The 15,330-nt window shown below is 67.0% G+C and carries 15 protein-coding genes; 3 read left to right on the top strand and 12 right to left on the bottom strand.

Going from position 1 to position 15,330, the window contains the following annotated elements; genetic code table 11:
* Positions 1-12: 12 nt before the first annotated feature.
* Genes WMC41_RS23995 through WMC41_RS23985 form a run of 3 tightly spaced genes read left to right on the top strand, consistent with a single transcriptional unit; the run spans position 13 to position 3,024 of the window.
* Positions 13-1,041, top strand: coding sequence for a branched-chain amino acid ABC transporter permease (locus tag WMC41_RS23995; protein WP_272807821.1), 1,029 nt, complete (start codon positions 13-15; stop codon positions 1,039-1,041).
* Entirely contained in the window at positions 1,038-1,706 is a 669-nt protein-coding gene (locus WMC41_RS23990) for a cysteine hydrolase family protein (protein ID WP_432349273.1), read from the top strand. Before WMC41_RS23995 ends, WMC41_RS23990 begins: the two co-directional genes overlap by 4 nt.
* Before the next feature lie 13 nt (positions 1,707-1,719).
* Positions 1,720-3,024, top strand: a complete 1,305-nt coding sequence (locus tag WMC41_RS23985; RefSeq protein ID WP_432349271.1) for an aspartate aminotransferase family protein — start codon at positions 1,720-1,722, stop codon at positions 3,022-3,024.
* Between the two features lie 3 nt (positions 3,025-3,027).
* Here the strand turns inward: WMC41_RS23985 and WMC41_RS23980 are convergent, their stop codons facing one another.
* The 12 genes from WMC41_RS23980 to WMC41_RS23925 all read right to left on the bottom strand — a co-directional run bounded on the left by WMC41_RS23980 (position 3,028) and on the right by WMC41_RS23925 (position 15,322).
* Complete coding sequence (locus WMC41_RS23980) at positions 3,028-4,272, bottom strand: Zn-dependent hydrolase (RefSeq protein WP_432349269.1); 1,245 nt, start codon at positions 4,270-4,272, stop codon at positions 3,028-3,030.
* Positions 4,269-5,102: a BtpA/SgcQ family protein gene (locus WMC41_RS23975; protein ID WP_244766463.1), complete on the bottom strand. Its 834-nt coding sequence runs from the start codon at positions 5,100-5,102 to the stop codon at positions 4,269-4,271. The genes WMC41_RS23980 and WMC41_RS23975 overlap by 4 nt, the downstream gene beginning before the upstream one ends.
* Positions 5,103-5,107: 5 nt before the next feature.
* Positions 5,108-6,019, bottom strand: coding sequence for a PfkB family carbohydrate kinase (locus WMC41_RS23970; protein ID WP_432349266.1), 912 nt, complete (start codon positions 6,017-6,019; stop codon positions 5,108-5,110).
* Positions 6,020-6,044: 25 nt separating this feature from the next.
* A complete protein-coding gene (locus WMC41_RS23965; protein ID WP_432349265.1) occupies positions 6,045-6,809 on the bottom strand; it encodes a glutamine amidotransferase in 765 nt (254 codons plus the stop codon).
* A gap of 28 nt (positions 6,810-6,837) precedes the next feature.
* On the bottom strand, positions 6,838-7,929 hold the full coding sequence (locus tag WMC41_RS23960; RefSeq protein ID WP_432349263.1) for a phosphotriesterase family protein: 1,092 nt from the start codon (positions 7,927-7,929) through the stop codon (positions 6,838-6,840).
* 1 nt (position 7,930) lies between these two features.
* Positions 7,931-8,851 (bottom strand): ABC transporter permease, encoded by a 921-nt coding sequence (locus tag WMC41_RS23955; RefSeq protein ID WP_432349323.1) that lies wholly within the window; start codon positions 8,849-8,851, stop codon positions 7,931-7,933.
* Between the two features lie 86 nt (positions 8,852-8,937).
* The gene (locus tag WMC41_RS23950; protein WP_432349261.1) at positions 8,938-9,738 is read right to left on the bottom strand and encodes an ATP-binding cassette domain-containing protein; all 801 of its coding nucleotides are present in this window, start codon (positions 9,736-9,738) and stop codon (positions 8,938-8,940) included.
* Between the two features lie 70 nt (positions 9,739-9,808).
* Entirely contained in the window at positions 9,809-10,750 is a 942-nt protein-coding gene (locus tag WMC41_RS23945) for an ABC transporter substrate-binding protein (RefSeq protein WP_432349259.1), read from the bottom strand.
* A gap of 138 nt (positions 10,751-10,888) precedes the next feature.
* Positions 10,889-11,503 carry a cupin domain-containing protein gene (locus WMC41_RS23940; RefSeq protein ID WP_244766651.1) on the bottom strand — a complete coding sequence of 205 codons (615 nt, stop codon included), beginning with the start codon at positions 11,501-11,503 and terminating at the stop codon, positions 10,889-10,891.
* Between the two features lie 147 nt (positions 11,504-11,650).
* Positions 11,651-12,142, bottom strand: coding sequence for a hypothetical protein (locus WMC41_RS23935; protein WP_432349257.1), 492 nt, complete (start codon positions 12,140-12,142; stop codon positions 11,651-11,653).
* Positions 12,135-15,059, bottom strand: coding sequence for a sarcosine oxidase subunit alpha family protein (locus WMC41_RS23930; protein ID WP_432349255.1), 2,925 nt, complete (start codon positions 15,057-15,059; stop codon positions 12,135-12,137). Before WMC41_RS23930 ends, WMC41_RS23935 begins: the two co-directional genes overlap by 8 nt.
* Positions 15,056-15,322, bottom strand: coding sequence for a sarcosine oxidase subunit delta (locus WMC41_RS23925; RefSeq protein WP_432349253.1), 267 nt, complete (start codon positions 15,320-15,322; stop codon positions 15,056-15,058). Before WMC41_RS23925 ends, WMC41_RS23930 begins: the two co-directional genes overlap by 4 nt.
* Between the last annotated feature and the right edge of the window lie 8 nt (positions 15,323-15,330).

The raw sequence follows: 15,330 nt of genomic DNA, 5'->3' as shown, positions 1-15,330 counted from the left end.
GGAGCGGAGACCATGAAACATTCCTATCTCACCGCCCTCGTCCTCATCGCCGTCATCGCCGTAATTGCCATCGGCAGCCAGCTCATCGGCATCCGCCTCTACGACCGGATCGCCACCAACCTCCTGATCTCGCTGGTCCTCGTCGTCGGCCTGCAGACCTTCATGGGCAATTCGGGCCTGCTCTCCTTCGCCCATATCGGCTTCATGGGCCTTGGCGCCTACACCTCCGCCGTGCTGACCATCCCGGCCCAGATGAAGGGCATGGCGCTGCCGGACCTCTACGACTTCATGAAGGTGGTGGAGATCTCGCCGCTGCTGGCCATGCTGGCTGCGGGCGTGCTCGCCGCGGTCGTGGCGGCCGTCGTCGCCTATCCGCTGATGCGGCTTTCGGATGCGGCCTCCGTCATCACCTCCTTCGCGCTGCTCGTGGTGCTCTACACCGTCATGAACAACTGGAGCGCCTTCACCAACGGCCCGCGCACGCTCTTCGGCCTGCCGAAGACGACGGACCTGCCGATCGCCGCCATCGTCGCGGCCGTCGTGGTGGTCGTTGCGCTGCTCTTCAAGGAATCGCGCACCGGCAAGCTGCTCCGCGCCTCCCGAGAGGACGAGGTCGCCGCCGCCGCGCTCGGCGCGAATATCCCGCACCTGCGCTGGCGGGCCTTCATCCTCGCCGCCTTCATCGCCGGCATCGGCGGCGCGCTCTGGGGCCACTTCATCACCTCCTTCGCACCGAAGGCCTTCTACCTGAAGGAGACCTTCCTCATCATCACCATGCTGGTGATCGGCGGGGCCAACACGGTGACCGGTGCCGTCGCCGGCACGATCCTCATCACCTTCGCCTACGAAGGCCTGCGCGGCACCGAGGGCGCGCTGAACGCCACCGCCATCGGCGCGGGCCAGGTCGTCGGCCTCACCGAGATCGTGCTGGCGCTCGCCATGATCGCCGTGATGATCGTCAAGCCCGGCGGCCTCTTTCCGAACCGCGAGATCGGCCACATTCTCACCCGCGCCCGCCGCAAGAAGGAGACAGTTGCATGAGCTGGAAGACCGCCTACCGTTCCTTCTACTACGCCAATGCCGAAGCGCCGGACAACATCGTGCTCGATCCGCAGACGACCGCGCTGCTCGTCATCGACATCCAGAACACCTATCTCGACCCGAAGGACACGCCGGAAGAGACCGCCCGCTGGCAGCCCTTCTACGATCGCATGCGCAAAACGGTGATCCCGAACACCGCACGCCTCATCGAAGAGTGCCGCAAGCGCAAGGTGGAGGTCATCTTCGCCCGCATCGCCTGCCTGAAGCCGGACGGCCGCGACCGCTCGCTGAGCCAGAAGAAACCCGGCTTCAACTACCTGCTTTTGCCGAAGGACCTGCCCGAGGGCCAGGTCGTGCCGGAACTCGAACCGCGTCCCGACGAGATCGTCATCACCAAGACGACCGACAGCGCGCTGACCGGCACGAACCTCCGCCTGATCCTGCACAATATGGGCATCAAGGACGTCATCTGCTGCGGCATCTTCACCGACCAGTGCGTCTCCTCCACCGTGCGCAGCCTGGCGGACGAAAGCTTCGGCGTGGTCGTCGTCGACGATTGCGGCGCGGCGGCGACGGACGAACTGCACCGGCGGGAGCTGGAGATCATCAACATGATCTATTGCCACGTCGTCCAGCTCGACGAGGTCCTGACCTTCTTCAAGTAACGAGGAGAGCGACATGTCCGGCCTCTACGCCCGCGAAAGCCGATCGGTCTCGACGATGGCGCATCTGCGGTTCTTTCCGCAGGCGGTGGTCGGCGGAAGCGGCGCGTACCTCACCGGCGACGACGGCCGCAAACTCCTCGATTTCGCCGCCTCCTGGGGCGCGGCGAGCCTCGGCCATTCGCATCCCGCCCTCCGCGAGGCGGTGAACCGCGCGCTTTCCGACCAGGCGGGTGCAAGCTATCTCTCCACCGCCAACGAGCCCTCGGTGCTGCTCGCCGAAAAGCTGCTCTCCCTCGTGCCGGAACGCGCCCGCGGCCGCGTCTGGTTCGGCCATTCCGGCTCGGACGCCAACGAGACGGTCGCCCGCATGGTCGTCGCCGCCACCGGTCGGCCGCGCATCCTCGCCTTCAACGGCGCCTATCACGGCGGCACCGTCGGCTCCATGGCCGTCTCCGGCCACCCCGCCCAGCAGAGCGCGCGGGCGAAGGGCCTGACGCTCGTGCCCTACCCCAACAGCTACGCCGCCGGCAGCCCCGAAGCCGCGAAGGACGCCGCCCTCGCCCATCTCGAAACCCTTTTCGCCACCGAGATCCCGCCGCAAGAGGTCGCCGCCTTCTTCATAGAGCCAATCCAGTCGGACGGCGGCATGCTGGTGCCGCCGGACGGGTTTTTCAAGCACGTGGAAGCGCTCTGCCGCACACACGGCATCCTCATCGTCTGCGACGAGGTGAAGGTCGGTCTCGGCCGCACCGGACGCTTCAACGCCTTCGAGCATTGCGGCATCGAGCCCGACATCGTCGTCTTCGGCAAGGGCCTCGGCGGCGGGCTGCCGGTCTCGGCGGTGGTCGGCCCGGAGGCGATCCTGAACCACGCCGTCGCCTTCTCGCTGCAGACCGTGCACGGCAATCCGGTCTGCGCCGCTGCGGCGCTCGCCGTGCTGCAGACCATCGAGCGTGACCATCTCGTCGCCAATGCGGAACGGACAGGACGCATGCTGCGCGAGGCGCTCGACCGCCTCGCCGTCCGCCATCCTCTGATCGGCAATGTGCGCGGCCGGGGCCTCGCCCTCGGCGTCGAGCTTGTGGCGGATGGCGCACCGGCCGCGCGGCAAACGGCGCTGACGGTCTACCGCGCCTTCCAGCTCGGCCTCGTGCTCTACTATGTCGGCGTCAACTCCAACGTGCTGGAATTCACGCCGCCGCTGACCTTGACGGAGGCGGAAGCCCAGGAGGGCGTCGCGATCCTCGACCAGGCGCTCGCCGATGTCGCGGCGGGCCGGGTCGATGAAACACTGCTCGCGGATTTCGCCGGCTGGTAGGTTTCAGGCGGCCGAAAGACGAAGCGCGACGCCCAACAGGGTGCGCGCGCCGGCGATGATATGCGCGTCGGAAACGAACTCCGCCTCGTTGTGGCTGATGCCGTTGCGGCAGGGCACGAAGATCATCGCCGCCGGGGCGACCCGGCCCACGAACAGCGCATCGTGAAAGGCACCCGACACCATCGGCCGGCAGCGGATCGCGAGCGCCCGGCACGTCTCCTCGATCGCCGCCGTCACCTGAGGGTCGAAGCGGCCGGGGGCCATGTCGACGCGCAGTTCTATGACCGTTCCGCAGTCCCATCGCGCGCCCGCGGCCTCGCATTCCTCGCGCACACGCCGTTCCATGGCAGCGAGCGCGACCGCGTCCGGATGGCGGATGTCGACGGTGAAGGAGACGCGGCTCGGGATGACGTTGATCGAGCCCGGCTCGGCGGCGATGCGGCCGACCGTCAGCCGCGCTGCGGGATCGGCCGGCATGATATCGCCCTGGATGCGCGCGATGGCGGCCGCCGCCGCACCCATCGGGTCCTTGCGGAACTCGAGCGGCGTGGTGCCGGCATGGGCCGCCTCGCCGGAAAAGGCGATCTCCAGCCATTTCGTGCCCTGAACGGCGGTGACCACGCCGATCGGCACGTCCTCGCGTTCGAGGACGGGACCTTGCTCGATATGCAGCTCGACGAAGGCGGAGACGGCATGCCCGATGGGCCGCATTCGGGCTTCCGGCAGCGCTTGCAGCGTCGCCGCCAGTTCGTCGGCAAGCAACGCGCCGTCCGTCGCCCGTGCCCGACGCCAATCCGACAGGTTGCCCGCGCCGGCAAAGGCCATGGAGCCCATGCAGCCCGGCGAGAAGCGGCTTCCCTCCTCGTTGGTGAAGGCGACGACCTCGATGGCGCGGCCGGTCTCGACGCCCGCATCGGCGAGCGCTTCCAGCACCTCGAAGGCGCTGAGCGTGCCGAGCGCGCCGTCGAAGCGGCCTCCGGTCGGCTGGCTGTCGAGATGGCTGCCGATGAGGAGCGGCGGCAGCGTCGCATCCCGGCCATCGCGGCGGAGGAAAAGATTGGCCGCCTCGTCCTGGAAGACGGTGAAGCCCCGCGCGAGCGCGCGCTCGGCCAGCAAGCGGCGGGCGGCACGGTCTTCGACGCTCAGGGCCTGCCGGTTGACGCCGCCGGCGGGCGTCGCGCCGATGGCCGCGAAATCGGCGATGGATGTAAGGAGGCGCGCGGGATTGACCTCCGGCATTCTGCTCATCGGCCGAGGCCTGCGATGAAGCGCTTCACCCGGTCCGGATCGACCGCGTTCCACCAGACCCCGTCATATTTGAGGGCGCTGGCGATGATCACGCCGTCGGCGACGGCGAGGATGTCGTTGGCATTGTCATGGGTGACGCCGCTGCCGACCAGCGTCGGCAGCGAGGCGGCCTGCTTGATCATGCGGATATAGCCAAGATCGGCCGTATGGCCGGTGCGCTGGCCGGTGGCAATGACGACGTCGGCGTCGAAGAAGACGAGGTCCTTGACCTGCTCCTCGACCGGCCGGTCGGCAACGATGGCGTGCGCACCGTGCTTGACATGGGCGTCGGCGAAGATGCGGATGCCGCGGGCGCGCAGTTGCGCCCGGTAGCGCATGGCGCGGGCGGATTCGCCCTCCACGAAGCCCTCGTTGGCAACATAGGCATTGGCCCACTGGTTGACGCGGATGAAGGAGGCCGAGGAGGCCGAGGCGATGGCCAGCGCCGGGATCGCCGCATTGGCGAGCACGTTGATGCCGATCGGGCGGCCGAGCTCGCGGCGGATGCGGTCGGCGATGACGGCCATGTGGGCGGAGGTCTCGTGGCCGATCTGGTCCGGCTTCGAGAACGGCACGTCGCCATGGTTCTCGACGATCAGCGCATCGCAGCCGCCGGACAGATAGGCGCGCGCATCCGAAAGGCCGCGCTCGTAGATCGCCTCCACGCCCTCGTCGTCATAACGCGGCGCGCCCGGCAGCGGGAGCAGGTGCACCACGCCGATCACCGGCTTGTCACGCCCGAAAAGCGTCTTCAGCGTATCCTTGTCCTGCCGTCCGATGGGGTTGCTCATGGCGATCACACATTTTCCAGTTTCAGTGTCTTGGTGAGGGCGGCGATTTCCGCCAGCGTGGGGAAGGAGGCGAGCGTGCCGGGACGACCGACCGCGATGGCGGCCGCCCGGGTTGCCAGTCGCGCGGCATCCGGGAGCGGTGCCCCCTGCGCCAGCAGGCCGGCAAGCGTGCCGGCGAAACAATCGCCCGCGCCGCTGGCATCGACGGCCTCCACATCCGAGGGTGGGAGACGAAGGACGGACGAAGCCCCTGCCTCAAGAAGCAGGGCGCCCGCGCTGCCGAGCGTGACGATGGCGCTATCTGCACCCATCGCCAGCAGGCGGCGCGCTGCGCGCTCGGCATCGGCCTCGCCGGTCAGGGCCTCCGCCTCCGGCCGGTTGACGACGATGAGCGACACGGCCGCAAGGTCGAGCGGATCGGCGGAAAGCGGGCTCGGATTGAGTATCGTGACGAGGCCTGCCGCCCGCGCCGCCTTGAGGCAGGCCATCGTCGCGGCCGTCGAAAGGTTCCCCTGCATCAGCAGCATGTCGCCGGCCGCCCATGTGTCGCCGAGGGTGGTCATGGCGAGCGGGTCGAAGGCCTCCGCGCAGGCCGCGGCGGTGATGATGACATTCTCGCCGGCGCGGTCGATCATGATCACCGAACGGTCACAGGGCAGGTCGAGATGCACGAGGCGGAGATCCGGGATCTCGGCGGCGATCGCCCCCTCAACCCAGTCGCTCGCCGCATCCCGGCCGACCGGCGCCCAGAGCGCCACGGCCGCCCCCGTACGGGCCGCGGCCACCGCCTGGTTGGCGCCCTTTCCGCCCGGACCGTCGCCGGCAGCGGCCGCGTTCAGCGTTTCACCGGGCAGCGGCAGCCGCTCCAGGCGAAAGCTCGTATCGACGCAGACATTGCCGACGACATGGATGGTCATGGGGCTGCTTCCTGGAACCTCCGGTTCAGTCCGTCGCCCAGGCGAGCATCTGCTCGAACAGCGTCTTGTAGCCAGGCCAGGCGATGAATTCCGGCGGCAGCCAGTGCGGGCCGACATCCGAGGTCCAGACCACCGTGCGGCCCTCGCCATAGGTGCCGGTGACGAGCAGCGGCAGCGAGCCATATTCGGAGGAGGCCGTCATCAGCTGGTTGGCGCCGTCCTTCAGCGTCACCTCGTTGAAGCCGAGCAGGTAGGGGAATTCGCCGGAAATGCCCGACAGGATCGGGTGCGACGCGTCGCCCGAGACGACGGGCGTAAAGCCTTCCGGCACTTCCACGCGGTCGTCGACCGAGAGGCAGGCGACGGGCAGGACCTCTTCTACCGCCGTGTTGCGGAAACGCGCACCGCCGTTGATGCCCTGGAAGGAATAGTAGCCGCCGAACATCAGGAGCGCGCCGCCCTTGGCGACATAGTCGCGCAGCAGCTTCAGACGGTTCGGCGTGCGGCGGGAGTGGATCCAGGTGTCGGGATGCAGCAGCAACGTGTTGGCGCCGATATCCGAGAGCACGATGGCGTCATAGGCCTGGAGGCCTTCCAGCGTGCTCGGAAACTCCTTCTGCGCCTCGTGCGCCGGCATGAAGGTGACGTCGAAGGGGCTGTCCTTCAGCGCCTTCAGGAGTTCGTCGGCGCCGGTGTGGTAGGTGACGGTCGGGAACTGGTCGAAACCCTTGATGTGGGTCGCGGTCGAAACCCAGGATTCGCCGGCCAGCAGCACTTTCTTCTTGGTCATGGTAACTCCTTGAACGGTTGGCCGGCGCTCAGCGCGCGGCGGAGAAGACGGATTTCGGATTGTCGATCAGCATGCGGTCGATGGCCGCCTGCTCGACGCCGTGCCGCTTCAGGCGCGGCAGGAAATGCTTGAGGATGTAGCCGTAGCCGAAGCCGCCGTAGCGGGTGAGCATGATCTTGAGGAACACGTCCTGCGACAGCAGCAGCCGATCGACGAAACCCTTGTCGACAAGGGCCGCGATGGCGCGGGCGTTCTCCTCGTCGGACGGCGACTGGGCGTCCTGGTCGGCATAATAATAGTCCATGCCGATCATGTCGTATTCCAGGAAGGCGCCGCGCCTTGCGAGCGCCATCTGGTAGTCGGGATCGCTGTGGCTCGGGTTCATGTGGCAGAGCACGGTGTGCGCCGGGTCGGCGCCCTCCTCCTCCACCACGTCGAGCACGCGGTGGGCGAGGCGTTCCCAGCCGGGCAGGTGGATGGAGAGCGGCAGGCCGGTGATGCGCGCCGCCCGCGCCGATGCGCGCAGCGACTTTTCCTCTTCAGTGGTGAAGTTACGGCTGACGCCGACCTCGCCGATGATACCCGCCATGATCTCCGGCTGGCTCTCGCCGCCGCCGACATCCTCGACGATGAACTGCGTCACCTCTTCCACATCCATCGCCTTCAGCCAGTCGGGATGGGTGTGTTCGAGATAGAAGCCGGTGCCCATGATGATCCGCAGCCCCGACATGCGGGCGATGCGGGCCAGGCCGACAGCATCGCGGCCGATGCCGAAATTCGTCGTCTCCACCACGGTGCAGCCGCCCAGCGCCTGGAAGCGCTTCAACTCGCTGAGCGCCAGGTCCCCATCGTCGAGCGAGACGTTGTCCCGGTTCATGTAGGGGTTCATCCGCAGCTCGCCGACGATCTCGATATTGACCTTCTGCTCGGCGATCGCCTTCTCGTCGGGATGGCAGGGGCAGATCCAGCTGCGCGCACCATCGAGGAAGATGTGCTCGTGCATCAGCGTTACGCCGAGATCATCGACCGGGATCGGGCCGGTCACGGTCATCGCAAAGCCGGACGTCACGCCGATCGGATGGCGTTTCCTTGGCTCCTCGGCAAAGAGGTGGTCGAGCATGTCAGCGCCCCCTCGCCCCGCCCTTGAAGAGGCGGAAGTTGAGCCAGATCGCGACCAGGATGATCAAGCCGGTGACGATGGGCGTGAAGAAGGGCGAGAGATGCGACAGGATGAGGCCGTTCGCCAGCACCGCGACCGTCAGCGCCCCGAGGATCGTGCCGACGAGCGAGCCGCGCCCGCCGAAGAGACTGGTGCCGCCGAGCACCACGGCCGCGATGACGTCGAGCTCGAACCCCTGCCCCGCATTCGAGGAGCCGGAACCGAGGCGGGCGGACAGGATGACGCCGGCCGCCGCCGAGGCCGTGCCCGAAAGGATGTAGACCCACAGGATGATGCGCCGCGTGTTGACGCCGGCCCGGCGCGTGGCCTCCGCATTGGCGCCGACGCCGGTGACGTAGCGGCCGAAATGGGTCTCGTTGAAGGCGATGTAGGCGACGATCAGCACGACGATGGCGATGAGCGCCGGGGCCGGAATGCCGAGGACCCAGGCCCGGCCGATCGTGACGAACGGGCTCGTCGGCTCGATCGGGATCGAATAGCCGCCGGTTATCAGAAGCGCGAAGCCGCGGATGACGGAAAGGCCGGCCAGCGTGACGATGAAGGCGGGAATGCGCTCATAGGCGATGAAATAGCCCTGGATCAGTCCCACCACGCCGCCGAGCGCGAGCATCAGCAGGATGGCGAGCGGCCAGGGAACACCGGCCTGCAGGGCGGCGGCGGAGAGCGTCGCGGTCAGCGCCAGGACGGAGCCGACGGAAAGGTCGATGCCGCCCGTCGTGATGACGAAGGTCATGGCGGCCGCGACGATCAAGAGCGGCGCGGACTGGCGGATGATGTTCAGGAGGTTCGGCGCCGTGAGGAAGGCATCCGTCGTCACCGCGAAGAACAGGCAGCAGACGATGAAGAACAGCGCGATCGACATGACGCCGCCATTGGCGACGACCTTGTCGAGGATGGTCGCATCCCGCAGGCGCGGCGGATGGCTGGAATAGGCGTTGGGCTCGGAGCTCATGCGGGTGCGCCTCGTTCCTGATGGTTGTGGCCGGCGGAACGGGCGGTGAACTTCCGCCCGACGATGAGATTGACGACGTCCTCGATATTGGTGTCCTCGATGCGCCGCTCCGCGACGTTGCGGCCCTCGTACATCACCTGGATGCGATCGCAGACGAGGAAGAGGTCCTGCAGCCGGTGCGTGATGAGGATGACGGAGACCCCGCGCTTCGAGACGGTGCGGATGAGTTCGAGCACGGCCTCCACCTCGGCGACCGCAAGGGCGGCCGTCGGCTCGTCCATGATCAGAACGGAGGGATTGAAGGACGCGGCGCGGCCGATCGCGATCGACTGGCGCTGGCCGCCGGAAAGGTTCTCCACCTTCATGCGCGTATCGGGAATGACGATGCCGAGATTGGAGAGCATGTCGCGCGCCCGCTCGTGCATCGTCTTCTTGTCGAGCATCGGCACGCCGGCGATGCGCCGCTTCGGCTCGCGGCCGAGGAAGAGGTTACCGGCGACGTCGATCGTGTCGCAGAGGGCGAGGTCCTGGTAGACCATCTCGATGCGCGCGGCGCGCGCCTCGGCGGGCGAAGTGAAGGACACCGGCCGGCCGTCGATCTCGATCGTGCCGGCGTCGGGGACGACGGCGCCCGAGAGCACCTTGCTGATGGTGGATTTTCCCGCGCCGTTGTCGCCCACCAGCCCGAGCACTTCGCCCGGCATGAGGTTGAGCGAGGCGTTGTCGAGCGATTGCAGAGCGCCATAGCGCTTGGATATGCCGGTCATCCGGACGCGGCTGACGTCAGTGTCGGTCATGTTCGATGGCCCCTGGAGGAGGTTCCGGCTGCCCGGCCCGCTTGCGTGGACCGGGCAGCGGCGGTTCAGCTTACTTGAACATGTCGCGATACTGGTCGACGTTCTTCTTGGTGACGATCGTCACCGGCACGTTGATGATCGGCTCGATCGTCTCGCCCTTCTTCACCTTGACGAGCGCCTCGACGGCGGCCTTGCCTTCACCGGCCGGGTCCTGCTGGATGACGGCGGTGACAAAACCCTGGTCGATGCCGTCGATGGCGGATTTCGTCAGGTCCCAGCCAAAGACCTTGATGCTGTCGCCGCGACCCTGGCTGGCGACGGCCGAGACTGCGCCGAGCAGCGCCGGTTCGCCGGTGGCGTAGAGCGCCGTCATGTCCGGATTGGCGGTCATCAGGTTTTCCGCCGCGGCGAGCGCGACGTCCTGCACGTTCTGGCCATCGACGGTGTTGAGGAATTCGACGTTCTGGCCGCCCTCGGCAACCGCCGCCTTGAAGCCGTCGAGGCGCTGGTTCTGGATGAAGGAGTTGAGCGCGCCGACGACGCCGACCTTGGCGGTGCCGCCCATGTCGCTCTTCACATAGTCGGAGAAGAACTTGCCGATCTCGCCGCCCGCCGCCGTGTTGTCGACGCCGACGAAGGCGATGTTGTCGCCGTCCGGGATCTGCGCGTCGATGGCGATGACGGGAATGCCGGCATTCTTGGCGGCGGTGATGGCGGGCTTCACGCCGTTGACATCGATGGCGACCAGAATGATGCCGTCGACCTTCTGGGTGATGTAGGTCTCGATCGCATCGTTCTGGGCAGAGGGCACGTTGTTGGCGTTGAAGATGACGAGCTCGGCGCCGGCCTCCTTGGCCGCCGCGCTGGCGCCGTCATTGATCTGGTTGAAGAAGAGCGCCTGTTGGTTGATGGTGACGAGCGCGAACGTATCGGCAAAGGCGTTTGCGGCGCCCATGGACAGCGTCATGGCAACGGCTGCGGCGCAGCCGAGGAGATATTTGGTCCGACCCATTTTGATGTTCCCCTTGTTTGATGCCGTTGGCGGCAACCGGAATTTACGGAAGGCATTATTCAAGTAGCTTGAATTCTTGTCAAGATACTTGAATGGCGCGCTCGCCGAATCCGCTGGGGAGGCTTTTCAAGAAAAATGTCAGAAGGTTGGCGGCGTATTCACCCAGAAGATGGAGGCGCGCTCGGTCCCGACATTGCGATACCAGTGTGCAAGCTCGGAATTGAACACGAAAGTATCGCCGGCCGAAAGCCGGAAGGTCTTGTCGTCGATCATCAGCTCGATCTCCCCGACCAGCACATAGCCCACCTCTTCGCCGACATGCTGGATCGGTCCGGCGCTCTGGCCGCCGGCATCGATGTGGTGGATGTTGCACTGGAGAAGGTGGCCGGCCGAATAGGGAATGACGCGTTCGAGCGAGATGCCCTCGCCTCGCCGGAGAGGATCGAGCGTGATGAGCGGGCGGGTCCCGGCGCGGAACACCACGCCTTCCTCGCCGTCGGTCTCCTCGAACATCCAGCCGATATTGGAATCGAGCGCCCGCACCAGCCGATGCAGCATGGGCAGCGAGGGCGAGGCCTTGCCGTTCTCGATCTTGGAAAGCAGGCTTTCGGAACATTCCGCCGCCTGCGCCAGCGCCTTCAGGGTCAACCCGCGTGTCTGGCGGGCAAGTTTCAGGCGTGCGCCGAGCCGCACCGGATTCGAGTGGATCCTGTCCTCCCGGCTGCTGTCAGACGGCGAAGGCGGCTTGAGCATGTTCATGATATGAGTATCGCATTGATCGAGACCGCAATCATAAATCCTTCAAACGACGGCTGTCCAGAGACCACCGCAAGCCCATCTGGCGCCACTTACGCGACGAAGGCGGCGCGGACACGGCCTTGATGTCATCAAGCCCAATCGTCAGCAGTCTTCCAGCCAATCGGCAATGCTCTGTGCGAAAGTACGAGGCACGACGAATGTCCCGTGCTCCGTCGATCCGCGGGTAAACATCACCGGAACGCGATGCAGCGGCGCAAACACCGCTCGGTCCTGCGTTCGGTCCCAGTCGACGGCGAGGCATTGGGCCAGCACGTCGCGCAATGCGGGTGTCCGTATGTCGATGCGCTCCCGGCCTTCGCCAAGATCCAGTTCGGCGCCGAGAGTCCCTGGAAGGCCGCGCGGCACTGCGTCAGGATCGCTCGCCATCAGCCAGAAGCGGCGGGGCGCGATCTTCACGGCCGTCACACCATCCGATTTGACGATCTGTCCCACCTCTGCCGGCAAGGAGGTCCCCAGGCGTCCCGCGGCGAAACGGGCAAAACCATCGTCGTCATCGCCCCACGCCTGCCATTGAACCAGCGGGCAGCAGGACCGCGTCATCGTGATCCCTTGGATCGCTGTCGGATCAGCCATGCATGCGTTCTCCCATAGGATCGAGGAAAACCGGCGAAACGACCCGCGCGCGGACCACCTCGTTCTTCATCGGATAGACGGCCACGACCTCGTCGCCGGCAAAGTCGGCGGCCAGCAGCCCGAGCCCGATGGACTTGCCGATATCGGGGCTGAAGGTGGTGGACGTGACGCGGCCGCGGCCGTGTCCCTGCCATGCCTCGTCGGGCGCGAAGAGGATCGCACCGCCCCGCAGCCGCTTGCCGCTCTCCGCGCATTCGAGACCCACCACCCGCTGGCGGTCGGGCGCGAGGAACGCCGGCCGCTGCCCCAGGACCGCGCCAATGTAGCCGGAGCGTTTCGCCACCATGCGCGCCATGCCGAGATCGGCGAGCGTGGTGCGGCCATCGATCTCCGGCCCGGCGACATGGCCTTTCTCGATGCGCAGCGCGCCCAGCGCCTCGACGCCGTAGGGCCGCAGATCGGAGCCCTTACCCATCGCCAGCAGGTGTTCCCAGGCGGCAAGTCCCTGCGAGGCGCCGACATAGATTTCGTAGGCCCGTTCGCCGGAATAGCTGAGGCGGACGATCCGCAGCCGGCTGCCCCGGAAGGTTCCCTCGACGAGGCCCATATGCGGCAGCGCCTCGTTCGAGACGTCGATTTCCGGGAAAGCCGCGGCCAGCACGGCGCGGCTCTTCGGCCCGGCGACCGACATGCCCGCCCATTCGTCGGTCACGGATGTCACGGATACGCGCAGCTCCGGCCAGGCGACATCGAGCAGGAACTCCAGCCAGGACATCACATCGGCCGCCTTGGCCGTCGACGTGGTCATGAAATAGCTGTTCTCGGCGATCCGTGTCGTCGTGCCGTCGTCCAGCACGATCCCGTCGTCGCGCAGCATGACGCCGTAGCGCGCGCGACCGACCTTCAGGCTGGCGAAGCCGTTCGCATAGACGCGGTCGAGGAAGGTCGCGGCATCCGGTCCTTCGACGGCGATCTTGCCCAGCGTGGAAATGTCCATGAGGCCGGCGGCCGAGCGGACATGCCGCATCTCGGCGACATAGGCTTCGTCGACATCCGCGCCGAAGGACCGGAAGTACCACGGCCGCATCCAAAGCCCGACCTCCAGCATGTCCGCGCCGTTGGCGACGTGCCAGTCGTGCATCGGCGTCCGCCGGAAGGGACGGAAGTGGTGTCCCTTCGCCCGACCCGCAATGGTGCCGACAGCGACGGGCGCGTAGGGTGGGCGAAACGTCGTGGTGCCGGCCGCCTCCATCGGCGTGCCCCGCAGCGCCGCCATGGCGCGGACGGCGTTGACGTTGCTCGTCTTGCCCTGGTCGGTGCCCATGCCGAGCGTCGTATAACGCTTGAGGTGCTCGACGGATTCATAGCCCTCGCGTTGCGCAAGCGTGATGTCGTCGAGGCTCACGTCCATCTGGAAATCGACAAACGCCTTCTTCCGGCCGAAGGGAAGCACCTGCACGGCATTAGGCCGGCCGGATTCCTCGAAGGCGGGCAGCACGGCGGCGTCCACCTTCCGATCGTATCCCGCGGCGGCGGCTGCGGCAGAGCCGGCCCGGTGTCCCTGCCGCACGGCCTCGGCAGCCGTTGCTGCACCGGTCATCGCTCCGGCCGCAAACTGGCCGGCCGGCAGACCGCCCGGGACGAAAGCGTCGATATCCTGCCGGTACTGCGGCTTGACGCCGAGATGCGAGGTGAGATGCAGGACGGGCGTCCAGCCGCCGGCCATGCCGACGAGATCGCAGTCACGCCGGAACGGTCCGGACCGGCCTTCCAGCTCGACGGCGCGCAGGCCCCGCGCGCCCGCGGCCTTTACGATCCGCGTTCCGGCATGCACCTCGACGCCGCTCCGGACCGCCTGTCCGAGAAGCTGCGGGTCGATCTCGGCGCGGCTGTCGGCCAGCACGACCTCGGCGCCGGTCGCCGCAAGGTCGAAGGCCGTGCGGTAGGCGCTGTCCGCCGCTGCGCCGATCACGACCTTGCGCCCCGGCAGCACCGCGAAGCGATTGAGATAGGTGCGGATCGCCGATGCGAGCATGACGCCCGGCCGGTCGTTGTTCGAAAAGACCATCGGCCGCTCGACGGCGCCGGTGGCGAACACGATGCTGCCGGCCCGAAGCAGGGTGAAGACCTGACGTGCCGCCGCCTTCGCGCGGGGATCGGCATGGCTGAGCAGCCCCAATGTGTTGCCGTCATAAAGGCCGAAGGCGGTCGTGCGCCGCATCAGCCGCAGCCCGGGCATGGAGGCGAGCTCGGCCAGCATGCCGGCAAGCCAGTCCTGTCCCTGCGGCTCGGCCAGCATCTGGCCGCCCAGCTCGAAATCCTGCTCGACCAGCAGAACGCGCGCGCCCGCCTGCGCGGCGGCCCGCGCCGCCGCAATCCCTGCCGGCCCCGCGCCGACCACGACGACATCGGCAAAGTCGTGCCGCGTCTCGTAGCGGTCCGGGTCCGCCTCCATGGCCGCCCGTCCGAGGCCCGCGGCCTTGCGGATGAAATGCTCGTAGACCATCCAAGCCTTGCGACCCGGTCCCATGAAGGTCTTGTAGTAGAAGCCCGAGGCGAGCAGCGGCGCGAACAGTCCGTTGATGCTTTGCAGGTCGAAGCCGAGCGACGGCCAGCGGTTCTGGCTTTCGGCCGTAAGGCCCGGCGAGAGTTCGACCATCGTCGCCGGAACATTGGGCTCGCGCCGGCCGCCGGCGCCGAGCGTCACCAGGGCATTGGGCTCCTCGATACCGGCGGAGAGAATGCCCCGCGGCCGGTGATACTTGAAGCTGCGGCCGACGAGCGTCACGCCGTTCGCCAGGAGCGCCGAGGCGAGCGTATCGCCCTTGAAGCCGGCATAGCTGCGGCCGTCGAAGCGGAAGTCCACCGGCAGCGACCGGTCTATGCGGCCGCCGGAGGGAAGACGGTTGTCTGTCATGATGCCTGCTGCCTTGCAAAATGGACCGAATGAAGGATGTGCGTGGCCGTGTCGCGTTCCACCACCAGCCATTGCCGGCAGCCGTGGACGTGTTGCCAATATTCGCGATGCGGACCCTTGGGGTTGGCGCGCACATAGACGTAGCGATACCAGGCCTCGAAATCCGGATTCTCATGGGCCGGACGAACGACCGACGCATCGCCGGCATAGCGGAACTCGTCATGGTCACGCGGGCCGCAGCAGGGGCAATGGATACGCAGCATGTCCGCCT

The organism is Shinella yambaruensis, from assembly GCF_050859155.1.
In the GTDB taxonomy this organism is placed as follows: Bacteria; Pseudomonadota; Alphaproteobacteria; order Rhizobiales; family Rhizobiaceae; genus Shinella; species Shinella yambaruensis.
Note: the sequence above shows the minus strand (reverse complement) of the source record. Positions and strands in the feature narration are given on the sequence as shown.